The sequence below is a fragment of the Amycolatopsis sp. NPDC028719 genome, from assembly GCF_055565395.1.
This window is the reverse complement of the sequence record NZ_JBVHUL010000003.1, coordinates 804,779-828,163: the sequence shown is the minus strand read 5'-3', so window position 1 is coordinate 828,163 and position 23,385 is coordinate 804,779. Positions and strand designations below refer to the sequence as shown.

19 protein-coding genes are annotated in these 23,385 nt (G+C 72.4%); 12 read left to right on the top strand and 7 right to left on the bottom strand.

Going from position 1 to position 23,385, the window contains the following annotated elements:
- Positions 1-6 precede the first annotated feature (6 nt).
- Positions 7-2,628: a valine--tRNA ligase gene (locus tag ACZ4TR_RS17410; protein WP_465287951.1), complete on the top strand. Its 2,622-nt coding sequence runs from the start codon at positions 7-9 to the stop codon at positions 2,626-2,628.
- Positions 2,629-2,711: 83 nt separating this feature from the next.
- Here the strand turns inward: ACZ4TR_RS17410 and ACZ4TR_RS17405 are convergent, their stop codons facing one another.
- Positions 2,712-3,599: a LysR family transcriptional regulator gene (locus tag ACZ4TR_RS17405; RefSeq protein ID WP_465287950.1), complete on the bottom strand. Its 888-nt coding sequence runs from the start codon at positions 3,597-3,599 to the stop codon at positions 2,712-2,714.
- A gap of 86 nt (positions 3,600-3,685) precedes the next feature.
- On the opposite strand from ACZ4TR_RS17405, the gene ACZ4TR_RS17400 reads away from it, so the two are divergent.
- Positions 3,686-4,450, top strand: coding sequence for an alpha/beta fold hydrolase (locus ACZ4TR_RS17400; RefSeq protein ID WP_465287949.1), 765 nt, complete (start codon positions 3,686-3,688; stop codon positions 4,448-4,450).
- Between the two features lie 11 nt (positions 4,451-4,461).
- Complete coding sequence (locus ACZ4TR_RS17395; protein ID WP_465287948.1) at positions 4,462-5,247, top strand: alpha/beta fold hydrolase; 786 nt, start codon at positions 4,462-4,464, stop codon at positions 5,245-5,247.
- An 18-nt stretch (positions 5,248-5,265) separates the two neighbouring features.
- Here the strand turns inward: ACZ4TR_RS17395 and ACZ4TR_RS17390 are convergent, their stop codons facing one another.
- Together ACZ4TR_RS17390 and ACZ4TR_RS17385 are read right to left on the bottom strand one after the other, a co-directional pair.
- Positions 5,266-6,123 (bottom strand): SGNH/GDSL hydrolase family protein, encoded by an 858-nt coding sequence (locus ACZ4TR_RS17390; protein WP_465287947.1) that lies wholly within the window; start codon positions 6,121-6,123, stop codon positions 5,266-5,268.
- A gap of 72 nt (positions 6,124-6,195) precedes the next feature.
- On the bottom strand, positions 6,196-6,831 hold the full coding sequence (locus ACZ4TR_RS17385; protein WP_465287946.1) for a class I SAM-dependent methyltransferase: 636 nt from the start codon (positions 6,829-6,831) through the stop codon (positions 6,196-6,198).
- Between the two features lie 73 nt (positions 6,832-6,904).
- Between ACZ4TR_RS17385 and folC the strand changes: the two genes are divergently transcribed.
- Both folC and ACZ4TR_RS17375 read left to right on the top strand, forming a co-directional pair.
- Positions 6,905-8,560, top strand: a complete 1,656-nt coding sequence (gene folC / locus ACZ4TR_RS17380) for a bifunctional tetrahydrofolate synthase/dihydrofolate synthase (RefSeq protein ID WP_465287945.1) — start codon at positions 6,905-6,907, stop codon at positions 8,558-8,560.
- A 53-nt stretch (positions 8,561-8,613) separates the two neighbouring features.
- Positions 8,614-8,973, top strand: a complete 360-nt coding sequence (locus ACZ4TR_RS17375) for a DUF4233 domain-containing protein (RefSeq protein WP_364517449.1) — start codon at positions 8,614-8,616, stop codon at positions 8,971-8,973.
- 3 nt (positions 8,974-8,976) lie between these two features.
- On the opposite strand, the gene ACZ4TR_RS17370 is transcribed toward ACZ4TR_RS17375, so the two are convergent.
- From ACZ4TR_RS17370 to ACZ4TR_RS17360, 3 genes are read right to left on the bottom strand one after another with little or no spacing between them, the layout of a single operon-like run.
- Entirely contained in the window at positions 8,977-9,279 is a 303-nt protein-coding gene (locus tag ACZ4TR_RS17370; protein WP_465287944.1) for an ArsR/SmtB family transcription factor, read from the bottom strand.
- A complete protein-coding gene (locus tag ACZ4TR_RS17365) occupies positions 9,276-10,157 on the bottom strand; it encodes a hypothetical protein (protein ID WP_465287943.1) in 882 nt (293 codons plus the stop codon). The genes ACZ4TR_RS17370 and ACZ4TR_RS17365 overlap by 4 nt, the downstream gene beginning before the upstream one ends.
- Positions 10,158-10,200: 43 nt before the next feature.
- Positions 10,201-12,558: a penicillin acylase family protein gene (locus ACZ4TR_RS17360; protein WP_465287942.1), complete on the bottom strand. Its 2,358-nt coding sequence runs from the start codon at positions 12,556-12,558 to the stop codon at positions 10,201-10,203.
- 123 nt (positions 12,559-12,681) lie between these two features.
- On the opposite strand from ACZ4TR_RS17360, the gene ACZ4TR_RS17355 reads away from it, so the two are divergent.
- The 7 genes from ACZ4TR_RS17355 to ACZ4TR_RS17325 all read left to right on the top strand — a co-directional run bounded on the left by ACZ4TR_RS17355 (position 12,682) and on the right by ACZ4TR_RS17325 (position 21,773).
- Positions 12,682-14,229: an alkaline phosphatase D family protein gene (locus ACZ4TR_RS17355; RefSeq protein WP_465287941.1), complete on the top strand. Its 1,548-nt coding sequence runs from the start codon at positions 12,682-12,684 to the stop codon at positions 14,227-14,229.
- 118 nt (positions 14,230-14,347) lie between these two features.
- Positions 14,348-14,758, top strand: coding sequence for a nucleoside-diphosphate kinase (gene ndk / locus ACZ4TR_RS17350; protein ID WP_004561228.1), 411 nt, complete (start codon positions 14,348-14,350; stop codon positions 14,756-14,758).
- A 52-nt stretch (positions 14,759-14,810) separates the two neighbouring features.
- Complete coding sequence (locus tag ACZ4TR_RS17345; protein ID WP_465287940.1) at positions 14,811-15,530, top strand: maleylpyruvate isomerase family mycothiol-dependent enzyme; 720 nt, start codon at positions 14,811-14,813, stop codon at positions 15,528-15,530.
- A 192-nt stretch (positions 15,531-15,722) separates the two neighbouring features.
- On the top strand, positions 15,723-19,004 hold the full coding sequence (locus ACZ4TR_RS17340) for a phosphodiester glycosidase family protein (protein WP_465288128.1): 3,282 nt from the start codon (positions 15,723-15,725) through the stop codon (positions 19,002-19,004).
- Between the two features lie 41 nt (positions 19,005-19,045).
- The gene (locus tag ACZ4TR_RS17335; protein ID WP_465287939.1) at positions 19,046-19,990 is read left to right on the top strand and encodes an ABC transporter ATP-binding protein; all 945 of its coding nucleotides are present in this window, start codon (positions 19,046-19,048) and stop codon (positions 19,988-19,990) included.
- 146 nt (positions 19,991-20,136) lie between these two features.
- Positions 20,137-20,943: an ABC transporter permease gene (locus ACZ4TR_RS17330; RefSeq protein ID WP_364517272.1), complete on the top strand. Its 807-nt coding sequence runs from the start codon at positions 20,137-20,139 to the stop codon at positions 20,941-20,943.
- Positions 20,943-21,773 (top strand): ABC transporter permease, encoded by an 831-nt coding sequence (locus ACZ4TR_RS17325; protein WP_465287938.1) that lies wholly within the window; start codon positions 20,943-20,945, stop codon positions 21,771-21,773. Before ACZ4TR_RS17330 ends, ACZ4TR_RS17325 begins: the two co-directional genes overlap by 1 nt.
- A gap of 138 nt (positions 21,774-21,911) precedes the next feature.
- On the opposite strand, the gene ACZ4TR_RS17320 is transcribed toward ACZ4TR_RS17325, so the two are convergent.
- Positions 21,912-23,336, bottom strand: a complete 1,425-nt coding sequence (locus tag ACZ4TR_RS17320; RefSeq protein WP_465287937.1) for a S8 family peptidase — start codon at positions 23,334-23,336, stop codon at positions 21,912-21,914.
- Positions 23,337-23,385 lie beyond the last annotated feature (49 nt).

The window sequence follows — 23,385 nt, the reverse complement described above, 5'->3', positions numbered from 1 at the left end:
TCCATTGTGACCGAGAACGCTCCGCAGCAGACCACCGACCTTCCGGGTGCCTGGGACCCGGCCGCCGAGGAAGCACCGATGTACGACCGCTGGGTAGCGGCCGGGTACTTCACGGCCGACGCCTCGTCGGAGAAGCCGCCGTTCTCGATCGTACTGCCGCCCCCGAACGTCACCGGTTCCCTGCACATGGGCCACGCGCTCAACCACACCCTGATGGACGCGATGAGCCGCCGCCGTCGCATGCAGGGCTACGAGGTGCTGTGGCTGCCGGGCATGGACCACGCGGGCATCGCGACGCAGAACGTCGTCGAGCGCCAGCTGGCCGGCGAGGGCCTTTCGCGCCACGACCTGGGCCGCGAGAAGTTCGTCGAGCGCGTCTGGGAGTGGAAGGCCGAGTACGGCGGCAGGATCCTCGGCCAGATGAAGCGCCTCGGCGACGGCGTCGACTGGTCGCGCGAGCGCTTCACCATGGACGAGAACCTGTCCAAGGCCGTCCAGACGGTGTTCAAGAACTTCTTCGACGAGGGCCTGATCTACCGCGCCGAGCGGATCATCAACTGGTGCCCGCGCTGCCAGACCGCGCTCTCGGACATCGAGGTCGACCACAACGACGACGACGGCGAGCTCGTGTCGATCCGCTACGGCGACGGCGACACCGCGATCGTGGTCGCGACGACCCGCGCGGAGACGATGCTGGGTGACACCGCGGTCGCCGTCCACCCGGACGACGAGCGGTACGCGCACCTGGTCGGCACCGAGGTCGAGCTGCCGCTGACCGGCCGCCGCATCCCGATCGTGGCCGACAAGCACGTCGACCCCGAGTTCGGTACCGGCGCGGTCAAGGTGACCCCGGCGCACGACCCGAACGACTTCGAAATCGGCCGCCGCCACGACCTGCCGATGCTGACGATCATGAACGAGCGCGCGGAGATCACCGCGCCCGGGCCGTTCGAGGGGCTCGACCGGTTCGAGGCGCGCCCGGCGGTCGTCGCCGCGCTGCGCGAGGCCGGCCGGATCGTGGCCGAGAAGCGCCCGTACGTCCACGCGGTCGGGCACTGCTCGCGCTGCGACACGGTCGTCGAGCCGCGGCTGTCGCTGCAGTGGTGGGTCAAGGTCGAGGAGCTGGCCAAGCTGGCCGGCGACGCGGTCCGCGACGGCCGCACGAAGATCCACCCGCCGGAGCTGGGCAAGCGGTACTTCGACTGGGTCGACAACATGCACGACTGGACGATCTCGCGCCAGCTGTGGTGGGGCCACCGGATCCCGGTGTACTACGGCCCGGACGGTGAAGTGGTGTGCGTCGGACCGGACGAGCAACCGCCGTCCGGTGAAGGCTGGACGCAGGACCCGGACGTGCTCGATACCTGGTTCTCCTCGGGCCTGTGGCCGATGTCGACGCTGGGCTGGCCCGCCTCTTCGGAGGATCTGGCCAAGTTCTATCCGACCAGCGTCCTGTCGACGGGCTACGACATCCTGTTCTTCTGGGTCGTCCGGATGATGATGTTCGGCGTGCACCAGATGGACGGCAAGCAGCCGTTCGACCACGTGTACCTGCACGGGCTCATCCGCGACGCGAACGGCAAGAAGATGTCGAAGTCGCGCGGCAACGTGATCGACCCGCTGGAGTGGATGGACGCCTACGGCGCGGACGCCACCCGGTTCACCCTGGCCCGCGGCGCGAACCCAGGTGCGGACATGGCCCTGGCCGACGAGTGGGCGGCGGGCTCCCGCAACTTCTGCACGAAGCTGTGGAACGCGACGAAGTTCGCGATGATGAACGGGGCTTCGGTCACTGCTCCGCTGCCTGCTGCCGCGGATCTGACCGAGGCGGACCGCTGGATCCTGGGCCGTCTCGGCGCGCTGGTGTCCGAAGTGGACGGCCTGTTCGAGGACTTCCAGTTCGCGAAGGTGGCGGGCGCGCTCTACCAGTTCACCTGGAACGAGCTGTGCGACTGGTACCTGGAGCTGGCGAAGGTCCAGCTGTACCAAGGGGATTCCTCCCGGGTCACCGCGACCCGCTCGGTCCTGGGGCACGTGCTGGACACGGTGCTCAGGCTGCTGCACCCGTTCATCCCGTTCATCACGGAGAAGCTCTGGACGGCCCTGACCGGCGGCGAGTCGCTGGTGATCGCCGCGTGGCCTTCACCCGCGGCCGGCTACGCGGACGCGGTGGCCGACGCCCGGATCGCGGACGTCCAGAAGCTGGTGACGGAGATCCGCCGGTTCCGCGCGGACCAGGGGTTGAAGCCGGGCCAGAAGGTGGCATCCCGGCTTGCGGGTTACACGGGTGGTCACGAGTCGGCGATCCGCTCGCTCGTCCGGCTGACCGAGCCCGCGGAGGACTTCGCGGCGAGCGCGTCCCTCGAGGTGGCCCTGGCGGACGGCGTGGTGACGGTGGAGCTGGACCTGTCGGGCACGGTCGACGTGGCGGCGGAGCGCAAGAGGCTGGAGAAGGACCTCGCGGCGGCCCGGAAGGAGCTGACCCAGACGGAGGCGAAGCTGGGCAACGAGGCGTTCATCGCGAAGGCCCCGGAGCACGTGGTCGGCAAGATCAAGACGCGCCAGGAGACGGCGGTGGCGGACATCGACCGCATCACGGCGAGGTTGGCGGCGCTGCCCGCTTCCTGAGGCGCTTGACCGAAGCCCGGCACTCCCTCGCGGAGTGCCGGGCTTTGTCGTACCCCTTCGGTAGCCTGGAAATCGGGGGCTGCTCAGCCCGCCTCGATGGTCCGCGCCGCTTCGATCAACGCCACCAGCTCCGGGGTCAACCGCCGTTCCGACGGTGTCGCCAAGTACGTCTGCATTCGCGGCGAAGGCTCCACCAGCGGCCGGAAGGCCACGCCCGGGATCGGCAGCAGATTCGCGTGCGCCCGGTAGAACACCGTCCAGTGTGGACGGCCGAAACCCAGCGTCCCCAACGTGTCCTGCGCCGTCGTGAACTCCTTGCCCAGTACCGGCTCGAACCCGGCCTCCCGGCAGCACGACACGACCAGGTCGTGCAACGGCTGATTCCGCGAAGGCGAACTGAGCCGCGCGGGAAGTGAAGCCAGCGAAGCAAAGGAAACTTCCGAAGAAGAAGCCAATGGATGAGACGCGGGCAACGCCACCAGCACCTCGTCCATCCACAAGGGAGTGAAGTCGAGGCCGGAAGCGGGCCACGAGCCCCGCACGATGGTCGCGGAAAGCGAACCCTCCCGGACCCGCTGGAGGCGCTGCGCCGTCGGTGCGTGGACCAGCTCCAGCGAAGCCGAAGGCGCCAGCCGGGCGAACGCGCCCAGCAGTACGTCCAGCCGGTCACCCAAGCCCTCGCTCGTCCCCAAGCGGACCGAAGACCCGGAAGAGCGGAACTCGGACACCGAATCCGCCGCCCGGTCGGCCGCCGCCAGCACCGCGAGCGCGTGCGGCAGGAACCGCTGTCCCGCCTCGGTGAGCGCCACCGAACGCGTCGAACGGGCGAACAGCGTCACGCCCAGTGCACGTTCCAGCCGCCGGACCTGCTGGCTCACCGCCGGCTGGACGATGTGCAGGCGCTCCGCCGCCCGGCCGAAGTGCAGCTCCTCGGCCACCGTCACGAAGTACCTCAGCTGGCGAAGCTCCACGGAAGACCCCATTCATCAGCGATCGTGATGAGTGTAGGAGCCGGCTGGCCCTCGATACGGGAACGTCCGGAGGCGACGCTCGGGACATGCCTTACGCAAACGTCAACACCACCCGCCTCTACTACGAAGACGCCGGCGAAGGTCCCGCCCTGCTGTTGCTGCACGGCTGGGGCGCCAGCGGCCGCGTCTGGCAGTCGTGCCTGCCGGACCTCGTGCGCGACCACCGCGTCGTCACCCTCGACTGGCGCGGGTGCGGCCGCTCGGACCGGCCGCTCGAGGGCAACACCATCGAGGGTGCCGTCGGAGACCTCGCCACGGTCATCGAAGAACTGGCGATCAAGCCCGTCGTCGTCGGCTCCAGCATCGCCGGTGTCTTCGCCACCGAACTGGCGCTCGAACGCCCCGAGCTGGTCGAGCACGTCGTCGCGGTCGACAGCCCCGGCTACTGGCCGAGCACCGGCATGCGCGAAACCGTGCACGAGCTGCGGAAGAAGCTCGTCGACGACCGCTTCGGCACCGTCGCCGGCTGGGTGCCGGGCTGGTTCGGCCCGAAAGCCTCGCCCGGCCTCGTCGACTGGACCGTCCGCCAGCTGCTCGACTCGGGCGTCTACATCGACGCGCTGTTCACCGAGATCACCGCCTACGACCCGCGGCCCCGGCTGAAGGACCTCAAGGTCCCGATCACCTACCTGCACGGCGAGGTCGACGCCCAGATCCCCCTCGAAGTCCCGCGGAACTGCGCTGCCGAGACACCCGGCGCCCGGGTGCACGTCCTCGCCGGCTGCGGCCACATCCCGCACCAGGAGGACCCGCGGGCGTTCACGGCCGCCCTCCGCGCGATCACGGCCTGAAGGAGACGACCGTGCCCGAAGTGACCTGTGAAGACACCGTCGTCCACTACGACCGGACCGGCGACGGCCCCGCGCTGCTCCTGCTGCACGGCACCGCCGCCTCCCGCGAGCAGTGGGCGCCGCTGACGGCGAAAGCGACCCGCTTCACCGTCCTGGCCCCGGACTTCCCCGGCTCCGGCCGGACCACCGACCGCGGCGGCCCGATCACCGTCGAGGACCTCGCCGCGCAGGCCGAAGCCGTCCTGGACCACGCGGGAGCCGGCGCCGCCCACGTCGTCGGCCATTCGCTGGGCGCCGTCGTGGCGGCTCACCTGGCCGGTACGCGCCCGAGTCGCGTCCGGAAAGCGGTCCTGCACGCCGCTTGGCCCGTCACCGACACGAGGCAGGACGCCGAGTTCCGGTACTGGCTCGACCTGCTCGAAACCGGGACGTTCGCCCGGATGCTGCCGCTGATGGCGTTCGGCCCGCGTTACTGGGAGCAGGCCACCGCCGAGAGCAACGAACAGCTGGTCAAGACCCTGGGCACGATGATCGAGCCGGGCACGGACCGGCAGATCGAAGCCGACCGGGCCGTCGACCTGCGGGCCGTGCTCCCGAAGATCACCGCACCGGTGCTGGTGCTCGGCAGCGCGCACGACCGGCTGATCACGGCGGAGCAGCAGCGGCAGCTGGTCGCCGCGATCCCGCACGCGCGCGCCGCCGCGATCGACGCCGGGCACGGTGCCCCGGCCGAGCTGCCGGACGAGTTCGCCCGGATCGTGCTGGACTTCGTGACCGACCCCGACCAGATGCTCTGAAGGCCACCTTCAGAGGCGTCAGCGCAGGGACTTGAGGATCACCGCCGCCACCCCGGCCATCCCGGCCTTGAGCGGGTGGTAGGCCGCGGCGACGAAGATGTTCTGGTCCTTGCCGTTGATCCACGCCGAACCGCGCGCGCAGGCGTCGTGGCCGCGCGACGGGCCGAAGGTGTCCACGAACTCCGCGTTCCCGTCCCCGTCCACGGCGTCGGCCAGCATCCGGTTCAGCGCTTCCTCGACGCTGCTCAGCCACGCGTAGTCACCGTCGGCGAACGGCAGCACGTCCGGGCAGTAGCCCTTCTCCGGCGCGATCCGCGGGTAGCCGACCACCAGCACCCGCGCCCGCGGCGACCGCTCGTGGATCGCGGCGAGCACCGCCTCGACCCGCGGCCCGATGTTGTCGATCGACGAGGTGACCGAGCCGGCGAAGTGCTTCTCGCAGGGGTTGCCCGTCGGGTCGCCCGCCCGCAGGCCCGGGCACGTCGAGATCAAGCTGCCGAACACGCCGTAGTCGTTGCCGCCGATGCCGAGCGTGACCAGGTCGGTGTCGATCCGCAGCGCGCCCAGCTGGGGCGGGTTGGTGCCGTTGAACGGCACACCCTGGGACTTGGTCATCGAGCCGGTGTCGGCGCCGGCGCAGCTGACGTCGGTGAACCGCCCGGCGTGCAGCGCCGCGGCCAGCACCGACGGGTAGTTCGCGGTGGACCGCCCGCAGCCCAGGGGGTCGAGCCGCTGGACCGGGATGAAGGGCCCGGAGGTGTAGGAGTCGCCGAGGGCGACGTAGCTGCCGATGCTCGCCGCGGAGGCGGCGGTGGCCGACGCCGGCAGCAGGATGGCTGCCGAGGCGACGGCGATGAGCAGCCGGGTGATGCGCATGAAGACCCCGTTCTCGCTGGTGGAAACGCTGCTTCCACATCTAGCGAGCCCCGGACGGCGAGGGTGCGGACTTCACCCGCCTGTCGGGTCACCTTCGCCGTGCTCACGGTAAGTGATCAGCGTCCGCCAGAAGAGCAACGACCGGACGGTGCTCCCGGGCAGCAGCCGGGCCGCCTCGCGGCGCATCTCGGCCATGGTCGGGAAGTCGTCGACGACCGGGGCCTTCGGGCCGTCCTCGCCGCCGCCGTTCAGCCGCTCGCCGGCGTAGACGACCAGCCGCGCGAGCGCGTTGAGCGGGACCGCCGCGATCGCCCGCGCCCAGTCCACGGGCGTGCTCGGTTTCGCCGGGCCGAGCACCACGAGCACGCCGCCGGGCACCAGGGCGCGGCGCAGCTTCGCGACCGTTTCGAACGGCATGTGGTGCAGGGACGCGAGGCACGAGATGAAGTCGTAGTGCGCTTCGGGCAGGGGATCGGTGGTGACGTCCGCCTGCCGGTAGACGATCTTCCCCGGCCCCGGCGAACCGAGGCCCGCCGCCGCTTCGACCATCGCGGCCGAGACGTCGACCGCCTCCACCGCCATGCCGGTGGCAGCCAGCCGACGCGCGAACCGGCCGGTGCCGCAGCCGACGTCCAGCGCGATCCCCGGTCCGGGCGGCAGCAGGTCCAGCAGCAGCGGGTGGTAGTGGTCGTTGTGGTTGAACGGCATGGGTCGAGAGTGCCACCTGTCACGCACGTAGACTCGGAAGCCAGTGCGAAAACCCCAGGCCGGAGGAGATTCAGTGCCGCAGGATGAGACAGGTCGCAGGCCGGACCTGTCGGATCTGGACAGCTTCGCGGGTGTCGACGAGCTCGGTGCCGAAGGGTACGAGGACTCGGACGACCACGACCCGGAGCTGGACGCGCGGGACACCGCGTTCGACGTCGGCGGCGGCTCGCGCGGCGGGATCGGCGGGGTCGGCCAGCTCGGCGACAACCTCGCCACCGGCCCGGTGCCCGACCTGACCGTGCCCGAGGACACCGAGCTGCACGAGCTCGACGACCAGGGCGAACCCGAGGCGTACGGCAGCCCGGACGGGCCCGAGGCCCGCCGCGAGCTGATGGCCGTCGAGGCCGAGCTGAACCAGCGTTGGCCGGAGACGAAGATCGAGCCTTCGCTGACCCGCATCTCCGCGCTGACGCAGCTGCTGGGCGAGCCGCACCGCGGCTACCCGGTGCTGCACATCGCGGGCACGAACGGCAAGGGCTCCACGGCCCGCATGATCGACGCGCTGCTGACCCGGATGGGCCTGCGCGTCGGCCGCTACACGAGCCCGCACCTGCAGCTGGTCACCGAGCGGATCGCGCTCGACGGCGCGCCGATCTCGGCCGCGCGCTACGCCGAGCTGTGGCACGACATCGCGCCGTACGTGGCCATGGTGGACGGTGCCGCCGCGGACGGCGTCGCGATGAGCAAGTTCGAGATCCTCACCGGGATGGCGTTCGCCGCGTTCGCCGACGCGCCGGTGGAGGCCGCCGTGCTCGAAGCGGGCCTGGGCGGCGCCTGGGACGCGACGAACGTCGCGGACGGCGCCGTCGCGGTCATCACGCCGATCGGCATCGACCACGTCGAATACCTCGGCCCGGACATCCTCGGCGCGGCCCGGGAAAAGGCGGGCATCATCAAGGCCGGTTCGGTCGCGGTGATCGCCGAGCAGGACCCCGAAGTGCAGAAGGTACTGCTGGAGCGCGCCGTCGAGGTCGACGCGGCGGTCGCCCGCGCGGGCAGCGAGTTCGGCGTGCTGGAGCGCGAAGTCGCCGTCGGCGGGCAGCTGCTCAAGCTGCAGGGCCTCGGCGGCGTCTACGACGACATCTTCCTGCCGCTGCACGGCGCCCACCAGGCCGCGAACGCCGCGCTCGCGCTGGCGGCGGTCGAGGCGTTCTTCGGCGCGGGCAAGGACAAGCAGCTGGTCGTCGAGGCCGTCCGCGAGGCGTTCGCCGAGGTCGAGACGCCGGGCCGGCTGGAGCGGGTCCGCGCGGCCCCCGCGGTGATGATCGACGCGGCCCACAACCCGCACGGCGCCCGCGCGCTCGCGGCGACCGTGGCCGAGGAGTTCGCCTTCCGCCGCCTCGTCGCGGTGGTCGGCGTGATGGCCGAGAAGGACGCCCACGGCATCCTCGACGCGCTGGAGCCGGTGGTGTCCGACATCGTCGTGACGCGCAACTCCTCGCCGCGCGCGATGCCGCTGGAAGAGCTGAACCAGCTGGCCATCTCGGTGTTCGGCGAAGATCGGGTGGTCGCCGAGACCGACCTGGAGACGGCGATCGAGACGGCGGTCGCGCTCGTGGAGACCAGCGACGACCCCGAAGAGCCCCTCGCGGGCGGCGGCGTGCTCGTCACCGGCTCGGTGGTCACCGTCGGCGAGACGCGCACGCTGTTCGGGAAGGAGCCGGCGTGAGCGAGACCCCGGAAACTCCCCAGGCTCCGGAAGCGCCCAAGCCGAAGGACCCGATGAAGGGCTTCCGCGGCGTGATGTCGGGGACGCTGATCATGGAGGCGATCACGGTCGCCCTGGCCCTGCCGGTGGTGAACAAGCTCGGCGGCGGGATCAGCACCGGCACCGGCTGGACGGTGCTGGCCGTCGCGCTGGTGCTGGTCGTGACGTGCGGGTTCGTGAAGAAGCCGTGGGCGGTGCCGCTCATCCTCGCCCTGCAGGTGGTGCTGATCGCGCTGGTGTTCTGGCTGCCGGCGATCTCCGTGCTGGGCGTGGTGTTCCTGGCGATCTGGCTGTGGCTGCTGTGGCTGCGCAAGGACGTCGCCCGCCGCATGGCGGCCGGCACCCTCGCGAGCCAGCAGCAGCCCCAGCCCTGACCGTCACGGGTGCTGGCACTCCCGCACCCGGGCGGTGACGGCGTCGAGCGCGTCGAGGGCGTCGGCGGGGACGTCGAGGCGGTAGATCCGGTGCGGGCCCGCCCGGCTCACCGTCAGCAGGCGGGCGTCGAGCAGGATCCGCAGGTGCCGCGACACCGTCGACTGCGGTAGCCCGAGCTCCGCCTGCACCTCGCCGACCGTGGCGGAGCCACCGCGCTCGAGGAACACGCCGATGACCCGCACCCGGGTCGCTTCGCCGAGCGCCCGCAACACCGGCAGCGCCGTGGTGAGCGCGTCCTCGATCATCCGGCGACCTCCTCGGCCGAGTACAGCAGCTCGTCGAGCTCGCCGGCCGGGAGGCCGTGGCGGCCGGCCAGGTCCGCCCAGTCACGCAGCATCCGGACAGTCTGCCCGCCGTGTCCGCCGAAGTGCCCGCGGAGGTAGTGCTGCACGTCGAAGGGCGCCAGCTGGGGGAGCACGGACAGTGCCGCGCGCACGGCGAGCGGGCGCACCGGACGCGGGCGCGGGCCGCCGAACCCGGCGGCGACGGCGGCGCGCGCCTGGGTCGCGGCGGCCGCGAGCAGCCGTGAAGACCGTCGCGCGGCCGCGAGGTCGAAGCCCACGGCGTGCAGCCCGGCCACGACGGGCATCGTGCCCGCCGCGGCCACCAGCGGAGCTGCGAGCGGTGCGGTCCGCGCCCACCGCGGCCGGGGGAACAAGGACCGCAGCGAGGCCGACGCGGGACCGGCGACGGTGAACCGGGCCCGGGCCGGCGGCCACCACCACGCCGGATCGGCGCCACCGGCGAAGAACTCGGGAACCACCAGGCCCCATGGCCGGTCGCCCGCCAGCTCGCGCAGCAGCTCCACCTCGGAAGGCACCTGCGTGACCGCGGCGACGACTGCCGCCGACGACCGGCCGAGCAGCTCGGCCACCCCTGGCGAGGCGGGCGAGGCCGTGCTGATCACCACGTCCCATCCCGCTCCCCGGTCCTCGACCGTCGTCAGGTCGACGCTTCGCCGGCCGACCCGCCGGGCGGGGCCCACGGTGCGGAGCCGGCGGCTCCCGGCGAGCAGGGTGTCGCCGGTCCGCTCGCGCACCGCGAACCCGACCCGGTGACCGCCGGCCATGGACGTCGCCAGGACCTGGGCCACCGGGCCCTTTCCCACCACGAGAACACGCATGCCGAGCAGTATATCCGCATATCCGGATATAGTGTCGTCCAGTTCAGCGCAGCACGACGACCCGCAGCGCGGGAGAGCGCAGGATGTCGGCTTCGCAGAAGCGTTCCTTCACCCATTCACCCCGGCTGTAGAGCTTCGTCTGGTCGCTGAAGTACGGCGAGTTCGGGTTCGCCGACTGCGAGTACGTCAGCACCGTTGAGGAGTCCGGGCACGCGCGCCCGCGGAAACCGACCACCTGGATGTAGCTGGACCCGTGCTGGACCTCCACGTTGCCGCGCGCGGGATCCCACACCGGCGTGATCACGTTGAGCACGCCCAGGAAGCCCGGCCCGCCGTGGATCGGGATGCGCTCGCCGTTGCGGGTGACCGCCTGGCCGTCACGCAGCTTCGCGTCCGGGGCCAGCCCGGCCGTGCGCAGCTCCACCAGCGCGTCGCCGAACGCTTTCCGCACGTCCGCGTTGCCGGTGTTGAGCGTGTTCGGCGTGGTCAGCGGCGCCTTCGGATCGAAGGGCACCGAGAACCGGTCGACGTTGCCGAGCCGCGCCGCGAACCGCTGGAACAGCAGCGAACCCCGCGTGTCGAGCGTGTACGTGTGGTCCCAGTTCGCGATCGCCGAGCACGCCGGCCCGACCGGCACCGGACCGGACGACGACGGCGCCTGCCCGCCCGGGAACGACGCGCACAGCTTCGCCAGGTCCGCCGCCGTCAGGTCGGCGAACAGGCTGTGGCCGGCGAAGAGCATCTTCTTCATCGAGTCCGTCGTGAACCCGCCCTTCTCGGCGGTGAGCAGCGCCTCCCGCGTGCGCGGCGAGCGTTCGGTGCCGATGTCCCCGACGATGTGCGGGTAGCCCGTGATCGGCGCCTTCGCGTTGGCCAGCCAGGCGCTGTCGTTCGCGTTCAGCTCGTAGTCCCGGCTTTGCTGCCGCGGCAGCCGCGACGGCGCGAAGATGCCCGGCTCGAGCGCGCCGGGGTCGGAACCCCACCGGCACGACGACTTCGAACCGTCCAAAATGGCCAGTCCGACGTCCGGGAAAGTCTGCCTTCCCAGGGGAGTGCTGCAGACTTCGGCCTGCTCGTCGGTGACGTGCGGGACGACCTGGATGTCGGCGTAGAGCGCGTTGCCCGCCCGGTCGGTGGCGATGGTGTTGACCCACGGGACGCCCTGCGTGCGGCTCAGCGCGCCGACGATGTCGGCCGTGCTGCGGGCCTGGTCGAGCTCGAACCACGTGTTGAGCCCGCGCATGTTCGTCGCGTTGGCGTCCCGCACGGTGTACGCCGACTTCGTGGTCCACGGCAGCGGAATGCCCTGGAAGTCGCTCAGCACCGGCCCGTAGCGCGTCGACCAGAAGGTCTGGCGCACCGGCTTCAGCGCGCCGTCGGCCTGGCGCACCTGGACGGTGACCTCGCGGGACGTCATCTTCTCGGGCTTGCCGTCGACGAGGTAGGTCGTCGGGTCACCCGCCTTCAGCGGCACCTCGAACAACCCGAACGTGACCGGCGTGGACACCGTGTGCGTCCAGGCCGCGTCCGCGGTGTGCCCGATCTGGACGAACGGCATGCCGAGCAGGCTCGCGCCGGCGACGTCGAGCCGGCCGGGAATGGTCAGCTGGCTCTGCCAGAACCGGCGTCCGGCGTGCCACGGGTAGTGCGGGTTGCCGAGCAGCACGCTGCCCTGGCCGGCCGCGGTCGAGTCCGCGCCGACGGCGATGCCGTTGCTGCCGAGCCCGCTGCCGTTCAGCGCTTGGGCCACCTTCGCCGACAGTTGCGCGCCGGTGCCCGGGGCGGGCGTCGCGCCGGACGGCGGCGCCGTGAACAGGCCTTCGGTGACGACGCCCTGGCCACCGGTGACCGCGATGGCGTAGAAGTGCCGGTAGAAGTCCTGCTCGGTGATCGGCCGCACCCAGCCGGCGCCGCGGCAGGCCGGATCGGAGATGCCGGCGCGGCCGGTGCGCGCGAGGTAGGCGTTGAACCCCTGGACGTAGCCGGAAACGACTTCGCGGACTTCCCGGCGCGGCCCCAGCGGCGCGGGTTGCGCGACCAGCCGGTCGACGACATGGGAGTCGTTGATCTGCTGGAAGAACAGGTCACTGTGCAGGTTGCTCTCCGCCTCGGACAGCGACGGGTAACCGCCACCCTCCGGGCCGAAGTACCGCGACCGCTGCCCGCTCACCGTGAGGTAGATGCTCGCGAGCTCGCAGACGTTGTCGGTCGCCGCCGCGAAGCCGTACCCGTAACCGAGTCCGGCGTAGTCCTTCGCGACGATGTGCGGGATGCCGTGTTCGGTGTAGCGGAGCACGGCTCGGGCGTTGCCTTGTTCGCCGGCTTCCGCGATGCCGGTCGCCAGTGTGGAGACGGTGAGTGCCGCTGTCAGAACCGCCAGGGTTTTCCTGAATGGTCTCATCTGACCCCCTTGTCGTGATCGCCACGCTACCGAGGGAGACGGCGCGCGGACATGGGGGAAAACCCGGGGATCCGTTCACCCGCACGCCATCCGGCGTTGGCCGGGGCGGGATAGAAACCGCGCATGACCGAACCGACCCACCACTCCCGCCGCACCCTGCTCAAGGCCGGGCTCACCGGCGCCGCCGCCGGTCTCGTGCTGCCTTCGACGGCCTTCGCCGCGACCCCGCTGCTGCGCGGCGGCCGGCCGGTGCTCACCCACGGCGTCCAGTCCGGCGACGTCACGCCCGGCTCGGCGATCGTCTGGTCGCGGGCCGACCGGCCGTCGCGGCTGGTCGTCGAGATCGCGCGCGACCCCTCGTTCCGGCACGCCCGCCGCGTGCCCGGCCCGCTCGCCGGGCCGGCCACCGGCGGGACCGGGCAGGTCCGCGTCGCCGGTCTCGCGCCCGGCACCGAGTACCACTACCGCGTCACGGCGGAGTCCCTCGACGGGCGCGCGACGAGCGAGCCGCTGACCGGCCGGTTCGCCACCGCCCCGGTGGGCCGCCGCGACACCCGGATCCTGTGGTCGGGCGACGTCGTCGGCCAGAGCTGGGGGATCAACCCGGACCTGGGCGGCATGACGATCTTCTCCGCGATGGCCGCCCGCCGGCCCGACCTCTTCCTGCACAGCGGCGACACGGTGTACGCGGACGGCCCGCTGACGGAGACGGTCACCCTGCCCGGCGGCCGCACGTGGCGCAACGTCGTCACGGCGGAGAAGTCCAAGGTCGCCGAGACCCTCGACGAGTACCGCGGCCAGCACGCGTACAACCGCCTCGACACCCACTTCAAGCGCTTCGCCGCGCAGGTGCCGGTCTACGCCCAGTGGGACGACCACGAGGTCTTGAACAACTGGTACCCGGGCGAGATCCTCGACCTCCCGGCCTACACCGAAAAGCGCGTCGACGTGCTCGCGCCGCGGGCGTACCAGGCGTTCCACGAGTGGCACCCGATCGACGCTCGCCAGGCCGTCGACGGCCGTGTCTACCGCAGTTTCCGGTACGGCTCACGGGCCGAGATCTTCGTGCTGGACATGCGAACCTACCGCGACGCGAACACCGCGGACCAGACGAAGCCGGGCTACATCCTCGGCGACCGGCAGGCGCGCTGGCTGGCCGACGCGCTCGGCCGCAGCACGGCGACGTGGAAGATCGTCCAGGCGGACATGCCGCTCGGCCTGGTCGTCCCGGACGGCACCGCGATCGAAGCGGTGGCGAACAACCTGCCGGGCGCGCCGGGCGGGCGCGAGACGGAACTGGCGTGGGTGCTGCGGGAGATCCAGCGCCGTCGCGTCCGCAACGTGGTCTGGCTGACGGCGGACGTCCACTACACGGCGGCGCACCACTATTCGCCGGACCGCGCGGCCTTCCCGGACTTCGACCCGTTCTGGGAGTTCGTGTCCGGGCCGCTGAACGCGGGGGCGTTCGGCCCGAACGCGCTCGACCCGACGTTCGGCCCGGAGGCGGTGTTCGTCCACGCCCCACCGGTCGCGAACACGGCCCCGATCGACGGCTTCCAGCACTTCGGCGAGCTGAACATCGACGGCGCCGGCGGAGATCTCACGGTGGACCTGAGGGATGCCACCGGGGCGTCGCTGTGGTCGAAGAAGCTGCACCCGCAGGGCCGCTGAGGAGGGTCGGCTACGCTCACGCGCACCGATACGCACCAATGACATCCGGGGCTCCGTCCCGAGCCGGGGGCTCCGCCACCCGGACCCCCGAAGAGCAGCAGCAAGGAGAAACACCGTCGTGACTGAACGCACGCTGGTCCTCGTCAAGCCCGATGGCGTCGCGCGCGGCCTCGTCGGCGAGGTCGTCTCGCGGATCGAGCGCAAGGGCCTGAAGCTCGCCGCCCTCGAGCTGCGGACCGTTCCGCAGGCACTGGCCGAGGAGCACTACGCCGAGCACAAGGAGCGTGCGTTCTTCGGCGACCTGCTGGAGTTCATCACCTCGGGCCCGCTGGTCGCGCTCGCCGTCGAAGGCCCGCGCGCCATCGCCGCGTTCCGCCAGCTGGCCGGCGGCACCGACCCGGTCGAGAAGGCCACCCCGGGCACCATCCGCGGCGACTTCGCGCTGGAGACCCAGTACAACCTGGTCCACGGCTCGGACTCGCCGGAGTCGGCCGAGCGCGAGCTGAAGCTCTGGTTCCCCGACCTGTGATCGGCACCGGGGCCACGCCCGCGCGTGGTCCCGGTTCTCCCCAGGAGCACCCGTGACGACGATGCCGTTCCCCGCCCGCGAGTACCTGCCGGTGCTGCGCGAGCTGACCAGCGCGTTCGCCGAGCGGCTGCGCACCGGCGACCCGGCCGCCGCGGTGCCCGACTGCGCCGGCTGGACGCTGGCCGACCTCGGCACCCACCTCGGGAACGTGCACCGCTGGGCCGGCACCGTCGTCACCACCGGGGAAGTGCAGCCGCAGAACTTCGAAACCGGCGCGGACGCCGAGCCGGCGTCCTGGTACGCCGAAAGCGCCGGACTCCTGCTCGACGCGCTCGAAGCCGCCACGCCCGAAGACCGCTGCTGGCACTTCGGCGGCACCGAGAAGACCAAGGCGTTCTGGTTCCGCCGCCAGGTGCACGAAACCGCGGTTCACCTCGCCGACTCGGGCAGCGACCACGTGCTCGACCCGGCCGTGGCCGCGGACGGCGTCGACGAGGTCCTGACCGCCTGGCTCCCGCGCGTCACGCGCTGGCACGCCGCGCCGTCGCTGACCGCGCCCCTCGCGCTGCGCGCCACCGACACCGGCGACGTCTGGACGCTGCACCCGGGGGAACCGCCCGCGCTCGGCCCGGCGACCGAACCCGCCGCGACCGCCGAGGCGACGGCCCGGGACCTCCTGCTGCACCTGTGGAAGCGAACCGCACCCCCACCGAGCGTCAGCGGTGACCCCGCGGTCGCCGACCAGCTCCTCAAAGCTCCTTTCACCGCCTGACCCGAGAGCTGTTCTAGACCATTCAGGCGGCGTTCACCGGGAAGCCTTCCCCCGGCCGTGCCACTGCGCTGAGCTGGTCCGGCTCACTTCCACTCGATACTGGGGTACCTGGTGAAGAAGTCCCACATGCTGTTCGGGGGTCCGGGTGGCGGAGCCCCCGGCTCGGGGCGAAGCCCCGGTTGCCGCAGCGTTCTGCTGCCGTTCGTCGCCCTGGTCGCGACGGCGTTCGCTGTTCCCGCCCACGCCGACCCGCTCCGGGCGCCGCTCGGCACGCCGCCGGTCGAGGCCGCGCCCGCCGCGTCGTCGGACCACCAGGGCCCGGCCGCCTTCGCCGCCGCGGACCCCGACGACGGGCTCGTCACCGGCAGCGCGACCACCGAGGTCGCGCCCGGCCTGAACCTCACCCAGTTCGACCGGTTCGACCCGGCGGGCTGGATCCGCGGCGACACCCTCGCCGTCGACCTGGGCAGCAAGGTCGTGAAGCCGACGTACCTGAGCCCTGGCACGGTGTCCGCGCGCACGCCGCTTTCGCAGCAGGTCGCGCGCACCGGCGCGGTCGCCGGCGTGAACGGCGACTTCTTCGACATCAACGCCACCGGCGCGCCGATCGGCGTCGGCATCGACCACGGGCAGCTGCAGACCGCGCCCGCCGCCGGCCACAACTACACCGCCGCGATCACCGACGAAGGCAAGGCCCGGCTGGCCTCGGTCTTCCTCGAAGCCACGGTGACGCTGCCCGGCGGCGCGGTGCGGGCCACGAACTTCAACAGCCCGGTCCTCGAGAAGGACGCGATCGGTGTCTACACGCCGTTGTGGGGCGCCTCGGGCCGCGCGACCTCGGTCGCCGGGGCGTCCCGGGTGCGCGAGGTCGAGCTGCGCGACGGCGTCGTCACCGCCGTGCGCGAGCAGCCCGCCGACGGTCCCATCGCGGCGGGCACCACGCTGCTGCTGGCCCGCGAAGCCGGGGCGGACGTCCTCGCGGCGCTCGAGCCGGGCGACCCGGTCGGCGTCACGTACGCGCCGCGCTCGGACGCGGGGAAGATCGCGGTCGCCGTGGGCGGCAACGAAGTCCTGCTCCGCGACGGCGTCGTGCAGCCGGTCGACGACGTGGCCATGCACCCGCGGACGGCGGTCGGCTTCTCCGCCGACGGCAAGCGGCTGTGGCTGGCCACTGTGGACGGACGCCAGGCCGACAGCCGCGGGATGACCGAGCTGGAGCTGGCGAGGCACCTGAAGAGCCTCGGCGCCGACGACGCGATCAACCTCGACGGCGGTGGCTCGTCGACGCTCCTGGCACGCACCGAGGGCGAAGCCGCGCCGAGCGTCCGCAACGCGCCGTCCGACGGTGCGGAACGCCTGGTGCCCAACGGGATCGGCTTCGCGACCGTGCCCGGCAGCGGCAAGCTCACCGGCTTCGCGCCGGCGCCCGCCGTGGCCACGGCGGACGCGAACCGCGTGCTGACCGGCCTGACCCGCCACCTGGTCGCCGACGGTCACGACGAGACCGGCGCCGCGGTGGCCGCCGACCCGCGCTGGAGCACGTCCGACCCCCGGCGGGCCACCGTGACCCGCGGGGTCGTCACCGGCCACGGCGCGGGCGGCGTCGACGTCGTCGCGCGCTCCGGCCGCGCGTCCGGGAAGACGGCGCTTTCCGTGCTGGGCAAGCCGGTCCGGCTGGGCACGAGCACCGAGCAGGTCGCGTTGTCCGGCGCCGGCGCGAAGAGCACGTTCAAGGTCTACGGCTACGACGACGACGGCTACGGCACCTGGCTGGAAGCCGACGACGTCAAGCTCGACTACGACCACTCCGTCGTGCGGGTCGAGCCGTCGGGCGACGGGTACGCGGTGACCGCGCTGACCGCGTCCGGCGCCACCGCGATCACCGCGGCCGCGGCGGGCCTCACCACGCACCTGGCCGCTTCGGTGGGGACCGTGCCGCAGGTCGCGGCGCCGCTGGACGGGCCGGCGGGCTGGACGGCGACGGTGTTCCCGGCGGTCGTCGGCGCGGCGCTGTCCGCGGCGCCCGGGCGTGACGGCGGTGCCGGGCTCGCGCTGGACTACCGGCTCACCGGCACGACCGCGACCCGCGCCGCGTACGTGACGCCGTCTTCCCCGCTCGCGGTTCCGGCGGGCACGCAGAAGATCGGGCTGTGGGTGAACGGCGACGGCCAGGGCGCGTGGCTGCGGGCGGAGCTGCGCGACGCGGCGAACGTCGCGTCCATTGTGGACTTGTCGTTGAGCGTCGGCTGGACGGGCTGGCGGTACGTCACCGCCGCGGTCCCGGCCGGGCTGCCCGAGGGCCAGCGGCTGACGCGCTTCTACGCCGTCGAGAACGTGCCGGACCAGCAGTACGAAGGTCACCTGGTGTTCGACGACCTGACCTTCGAGGTGGCGCCGACGACGGCGGTGCCGGCCGATCCGGCGGCGCACGACCCGGCGCTGGTCACCGACGGCACCCTGGCCGGCGGCCTGCGCGTCGCGGTCGTCAGCGACGCGCAGTTCACCGCGGACGACCCCACCGGGCCGCTGGTCGCGCAGGCCCGGCGGGCGCTGCGGGAAGCCGTCGCGGCGAAGCCGGACCTGGTGCTGATCAACGGCGACTTCGTCGACCGCGGCACGGCGCCCGACTTCGTGCTGGCCCGGCAGGTGATCACCGAGGAGCTCGACGGCAAGGTGCCCTGGTACTACGTGCCGGGCAACCACGAAGCCGAAGGCGGCAACGGCCTCGCCAACTTCCAGGCCGCGTTCGGCGTCACCCACCGGGTCGTCGACGTGCACGGCATCCGGCTGGTGCTGATGGACTCTTCGCGCGGCTCGCTGCGAGCAGGCGGGTTCGACCAGGTCCGGATGCTGCGCTCGGCGCTCGACTCCGCCGCTGCCGACCGGTCGATCCGCGGGGTCGTCGTCGCGATGCACCACCCGGTGAAGGACCCGAGCCCGACCGGGAACTCCCAGCTCGGCGACCGGAAGGAAGCCACGCTGCTGACCCAGTGGCTGACGGGGTTCGAGCAGGTGTCCGGCAAACCGGCGGCTGCGGTGGCTTCGCACGCGGGCGTGTTCTCGCTGTCGCGCGTGGACGGCGTGCCGTACCTGGTCAACGGCAACTCGGGCAAGGCGCCCGCGGCCGCGCCCGGCGACGGGGGGTTCGTCGGCTGGACGCTGCTGAGCGTCGACCCGGCCGACCGCGCCCAGCCGGTGCGCTTCGAGACGCGGCCGAACGTCGACTCGCTGACGCTGTCGGGGCCCGCGTCGCTGGCCCCGGGTGACCGCGCGGACGTGCGTGCGACGCTGCGGCAGGGCACCCGGGACGTGCCGGTGGCGTACCCGGTGAGCGCGGACTGGACGGTCGGCCGGGGTGTCGTCGCGTTCGACCCGGCCTCCGGTGTCCTGACGGCGTTGCGGCCGGGTGTCGCGCGGCTGTCGGTGACGGTCAACGGGGTGACGCGGACGCTGGTCGTGACCGTGCGGGGCTAAACCGTTCGGTTTTTGTCGGTGCCCGCTCGTATGGTCGGGGGGTGGACGAATCGGAGGACCGGGAACCGGCACTGGTGCAGGCCAAGGCACTGGTGAAGCGCTTCGGCGAGTTCGAGGCCGTGCGCGGGATCGACGTCGAGGTGCGGCGCGGGGAGGCGTTCGGCTTCCTCGGCCCGAACGGCGCCGGCAAGTCGTCGACGATGCGGATGATCGCGTGCGTGTCGCCGCGCACCGACGGCGACCTCCGCGTGCTGGGGCTGGATCCGGAGGTGGCCGGCCCGCGGATCCGCGCACGCCTCGGCGTGGTGCCGCAGCAGGACAACCTGGACGTCGAGCTGTCGGTCCGGGAGAACCTGCTGATCTACGGCCGGTACTTCGGGCTCTCGCGGGCGGCCGCCCGCAGCAAAGCGGACGAGCTGCTGGAGTTCGCGCAGCTGGGCGACCGGGCCGCGGACAAGGTCGAACCGCTGTCGGGCGGCATGAAACGCCGCCTGACGATCGCGCGTTCCCTGGTCAACGACCCGGAACTGCTGCTGCTCGACGAGCCGACGACGGGCCTCGACCCGCAGGCCCGTCACCTGCTGTGGGACCGCCTGTTCCGGCTCAAGGAGCAGGGCACGACGCTGATCGTCACGACGCACTACATGGACGAGGCGGAGCAGCTGTGCGATCGCCTCGTCGTGATGGACCACGGCCGGATCGCCGCGGAGGGTTCGCCTTCGGAGCTGATCAGCCGGTATTCGACGCGGGAGGTCGTCGAGCTGCGGTTCCCGGTGGGGCAGCAGGTCGCGGCGGCGCAGCAGGTCGAGGGGCTCGCCGAGCGGGTGGAGGTCCTGCCGGACCGGGTCCTGCTCTACAGCAACGACGGCGAGGACGCCCTGGAGCACGCGCATTCCCGCGGGCTGCGGCCCTTGTCGAGCCTGGTGCGCCGGAGCTCGCTGGAGGACGTGTTCCTCCGCCTGACCGGCCGGACCTTGGTCGACTGACTCGGGAGGGGACAGGATCATGCTCGCGGAAGGCGCTCGCCGATGACCCTCGTCAGGGTGTTCCGTGGGGGCGCGGCCCCCACACCCCGCCCGGGGGCGAGCCCCCGGCTCCCGCGGCTCGGCCGGTCGTGTCCGGGGAGGCGGCCATGACCACCGTCGAATCCACCGGCCGCGTCGTCGGCAGCTGGCAGGGCGCCTGGCTGCGCGTCGAAGGGCACTGGACCTGGTACCGGCGCCACTGGCTGTCCACTTTGTACTCCACCGGCCTCCAGCCGGTGCTGTTCCTCGCCGCGATGGGCCTCGGCTTCGGGTCGCAGGTGCGGCCCGGCGCGGTCACCGGCGGCCTGTCCTACCTGCAGTACATCGCCCCGGCGCTGCTCGCCGCCGGTGCCGCGCAGCAGGCCGTCGGCGAATCGAGCTACCCCGTGCTGTCGGGGTTCAAGTGGCAGAAGGACTACCTGGCGGTCACGGCGACGCCGGTGTCGCCGGGCCAGGTGCTCGGCGGCCACCTGATCTGGTCGGCGCTGCGGCTGACGCTCGCCGGCGCGATCTACGCGTTCGTCGCGCTGTTCTTCGGCGCCTGGACCGGGCCGAGCGTGCTGCTGGTGATCCTCGTGGGCACGGTCACCGGGCTCGCCTGCGCCACGCCGGTCACCGCGCTGGCGGCGCGGACGTTCGACGAAGGCCAGCGCTTCGGCCTGGTCTTCCGCTTCGTCGTCATGCCGATGACGTTGTTCAGCGGCACGTTCTTCCCGATTTCCCAGCTGCCCGGCGCGATCCGCTGGCTGGCCTGGCTTTCCCCGCTGTGGCACGGCTCGCAGCTGGCCCGCGGCGTGAGCGTCGGGGGAGTCGGCGGCTGGGCGATGCTCGGCCACTTCGCGGTGCTCGCGGCGTTGTTCGCGGCCGGGTGGGCGGTCGCGCACCGGGCCTTCTACCGGAGGCTGATGGAGTGATGGTGAGCGTCCAAGCTCCCCCGGCGCGGGCCGGTCTGCTGCTGCGGATCCTGCCGCCCGGGCTGTACGCGGGCCGCGCCCGCATGCTCGTCGAGCGATCGATGCGCGCGAGCCGCACCGGCTGGGCCATCTTCGTCTCCGGCGCGGCCGAGCCGTTCCTCTACCTGCTGGCCTTCCAGGTGGGGTTCGGCAAGCTGGTCACCGAGGTCGCGGGCCCGGACGGCCGGCCGATGGGCTACGTCGCGTTCGTGGCGCCGGCGCTGCTGGCGACGTCGGCGATGAACGGCGCGGTCTTCGAGTCGACGTACAACCTGTTCTTCAAGCTGCGCTACGCGAAGCTGTACGACGCGATGCTGGCGACGCCGATCGGCCCCCTGGACGTGGCGCTCGGCGAGATCGGCTGGGCGATGACCCGCGGCGGCGTCTACGCGGTGGCGTTCCTCGCGATCGCGGCGGCGATGGGGCTGCTGGCGTCGTGGTGGGCGTTGCTGATGGTCCCGGCGGCGCTGCTGGTGGGGCTCGCGTTCTCGGCGATCGGCATGGCCCTGGTGACGTTCGTGCGGTCGACGGCCCAGTTCGACTACATCGCGCTCGCCCTGATGCCGATGTTCCTCTTCGCGACGACGTTCTTCCCGCTGTCGGTGTACCCGGAGCCGCTGCAGTGGGTGGTCCGCTGCCTCCCGCTCTACCACGCGATCGAGCTGATGCGCGGCCTCGCGACGGGCCTGCTGTCCGGCAGCATGCTGATCAACCTGGCCTACCTGCTGCTCCTGGGCGCCGTGGGTCTCTGGGCCTCGACCCGCCGAATAGCCAAACTCCTCCTGACCTGACAACCCGACCCTCCAATCACGCGTGATGCCCCTCCAATCACGCGAAATGCCCCTCCAGACACGCGAGTGACCCGCCCGATCACGCCAGTTCCGTCCCTGATCACGCGAGTCCCGGTTTCCCGCACGAGCGGGAGCGGCTCACCGGGCCGGGTCGGGCCGTCCCCGCGGCGCGACGGCGGCCAGCGCGTCCACCATCCCGTGCCCGTAGAAGCCGTTGAACCCCTCGTACCCGGCGCAGTAGGCGTCCTGGGTGCCGTCCCCGGTGAGGTCGTAGTCGGCCGGGCACGGCATCGGCATCGCCTGGGCGTCGAGGGTCCGCCGCAGCTGCCGGGGCCCCGCGTCCCGGTGCGCGGACGCCAGCAGCGCCAGCACCCCGGTGACGTGCGGTGCGGCCATGGACGTCCCGCACAGCGGCGCGTACCCGCCCGGCACCGTCGAAAGCACGCACTCGCCCGTCTCCCCGCCGGGCGCCGTGACGTCGATCACGCCCAGCCCGTACGAGCTGTAGCCCGCCTTCACCCGGTCCGGCCCGACGGCGGACACCGCGACGACGTCCCGCAGCGCGGCCGGCAGCGCTTCGCACCCGGAACCCGCCCCGGCCGAGCCGGACCGCGCCGACGGCGTCAGGTCGACGGCCTCGTTGGTCGCCGCCGCGACGTTCAGCGTGCCCGCCGCCGTGCTGTATTCGACCGCGCGCGCCAGCACCTCGTGCACCACCCCGCGGTCGTCGCCGCGGATGCACGACAGCGTCCACGGGTTCACGAAGAAACTGCTGTTCGTCAGCCGCATGTGCCGTGACGCCGCCCACATCAGCCCGCACACCGCGGCCTCCGGGTCGGCGTAGCCGCGGTCGTCGATGACCTTCACCGACGCCACCCTGACCCCGGGCGCCACACCCGTCACGCCGCGTCCGTCGTCGGCCGCCGCGATGGTCCCCGCCACGTGCGTCCCGTGCACCGACGTCGTCGGCGCCCAGGCCGACGGCGACCGGTCGGGGGCGCCGGTCAGGCAGCCGGCGGAGTCGTCGCGGTCGAGGGCGCCGCTGAGGTCCGGGTGATCGGGGTCGATCCCGGAGTCGAGGACGCCGACGACGACGCCGCGGCTGCCGCCGGACTCGCCCGGCGCCCGGCCCGCGTTGATCATCCGCATGTCCCACTGCCGGTCGCTCAGGTCCGCGGTGGGGACGCGAGCCGGGTCGGTGGCGGGCAGCGTCGCCCGCGCGGGCTGCGGCCGGACCTCGGTGGCGCGCTGCGCGGCCAGCCGTTCGGCCTGGGCGCTGAACGCCCGGTCGAGCCCGATCCGCGCGCCGAACGCGGAGTCGCCCGAGGTGGCGACGGCGACGGCGATCTGCGGGTAGTACACGGTGGTGGCGCCGCACGCGCCGGTGACCCGCGCGCGGGCGGTGGACTCGGGCGTGCCGCGGTCGAAGGTGACGACGTAACGCAGGTTCCGGCCGTGGCCGCAGGCGAGTTCGTCGGCCGCCGCCGGACCGGCGGGGACGCATCCCGAAAGCACCAGGACGGTGCACACGGCCGCCCGCAGCGGCCGCGCCAGCAGGGACACCGGACCTCCCACCGGATGCAGGAACCGCGGGTGCCGGCGCGCGAGATCC

Coding starts and splice junctions, on each gene's coding strand:
- ACZ4TR_RS17400 (WP_465287949.1), top strand. CDS start 3,686: ATGCCTTACGCAAACGTCAACACCACCCGCCTCTACTACGAAGACGCC.
- ACZ4TR_RS17390 (WP_465287947.1), bottom strand. CDS start 6,123: ATGCGCATCACCCGGCTGCTCATCGCCGTCGCCTCGGCAGCCATCCTG.
- ACZ4TR_RS17385 (WP_465287946.1), bottom strand. CDS start 6,831: ATGCCGTTCAACCACAACGACCACTACCACCCGCTGCTGCTGGACCTG.
- ACZ4TR_RS17375 (WP_364517449.1), top strand. CDS start 8,614: ATGAAGGGCTTCCGCGGCGTGATGTCGGGGACGCTGATCATGGAGGCG.
- ACZ4TR_RS17370 (WP_465287944.1), bottom strand. CDS start 9,279: ATGATCGAGGACGCGCTCACCACGGCGCTGCCGGTGTTGCGGGCGCTC.
- ACZ4TR_RS17365 (WP_465287943.1), bottom strand. CDS start 10,157: ATGCGTGTTCTCGTGGTGGGAAAGGGCCCGGTGGCCCAGGTCCTGGCG.
- ACZ4TR_RS17360 (WP_465287942.1), bottom strand. CDS start 12,558: ATGAGACCATTCAGGAAAACCCTGGCGGTTCTGACAGCGGCACTCACC.
- ACZ4TR_RS17355 (WP_465287941.1), top strand. CDS start 12,682: ATGACCGAACCGACCCACCACTCCCGCCGCACCCTGCTCAAGGCCGGG.
- ACZ4TR_RS17330 (WP_364517272.1), top strand. CDS start 20,137: ATGACCACCGTCGAATCCACCGGCCGCGTCGTCGGCAGCTGGCAGGGC.
- ACZ4TR_RS17325 (WP_465287938.1), top strand. CDS start 20,943: ATGGTGAGCGTCCAAGCTCCCCCGGCGCGGGCCGGTCTGCTGCTGCGG.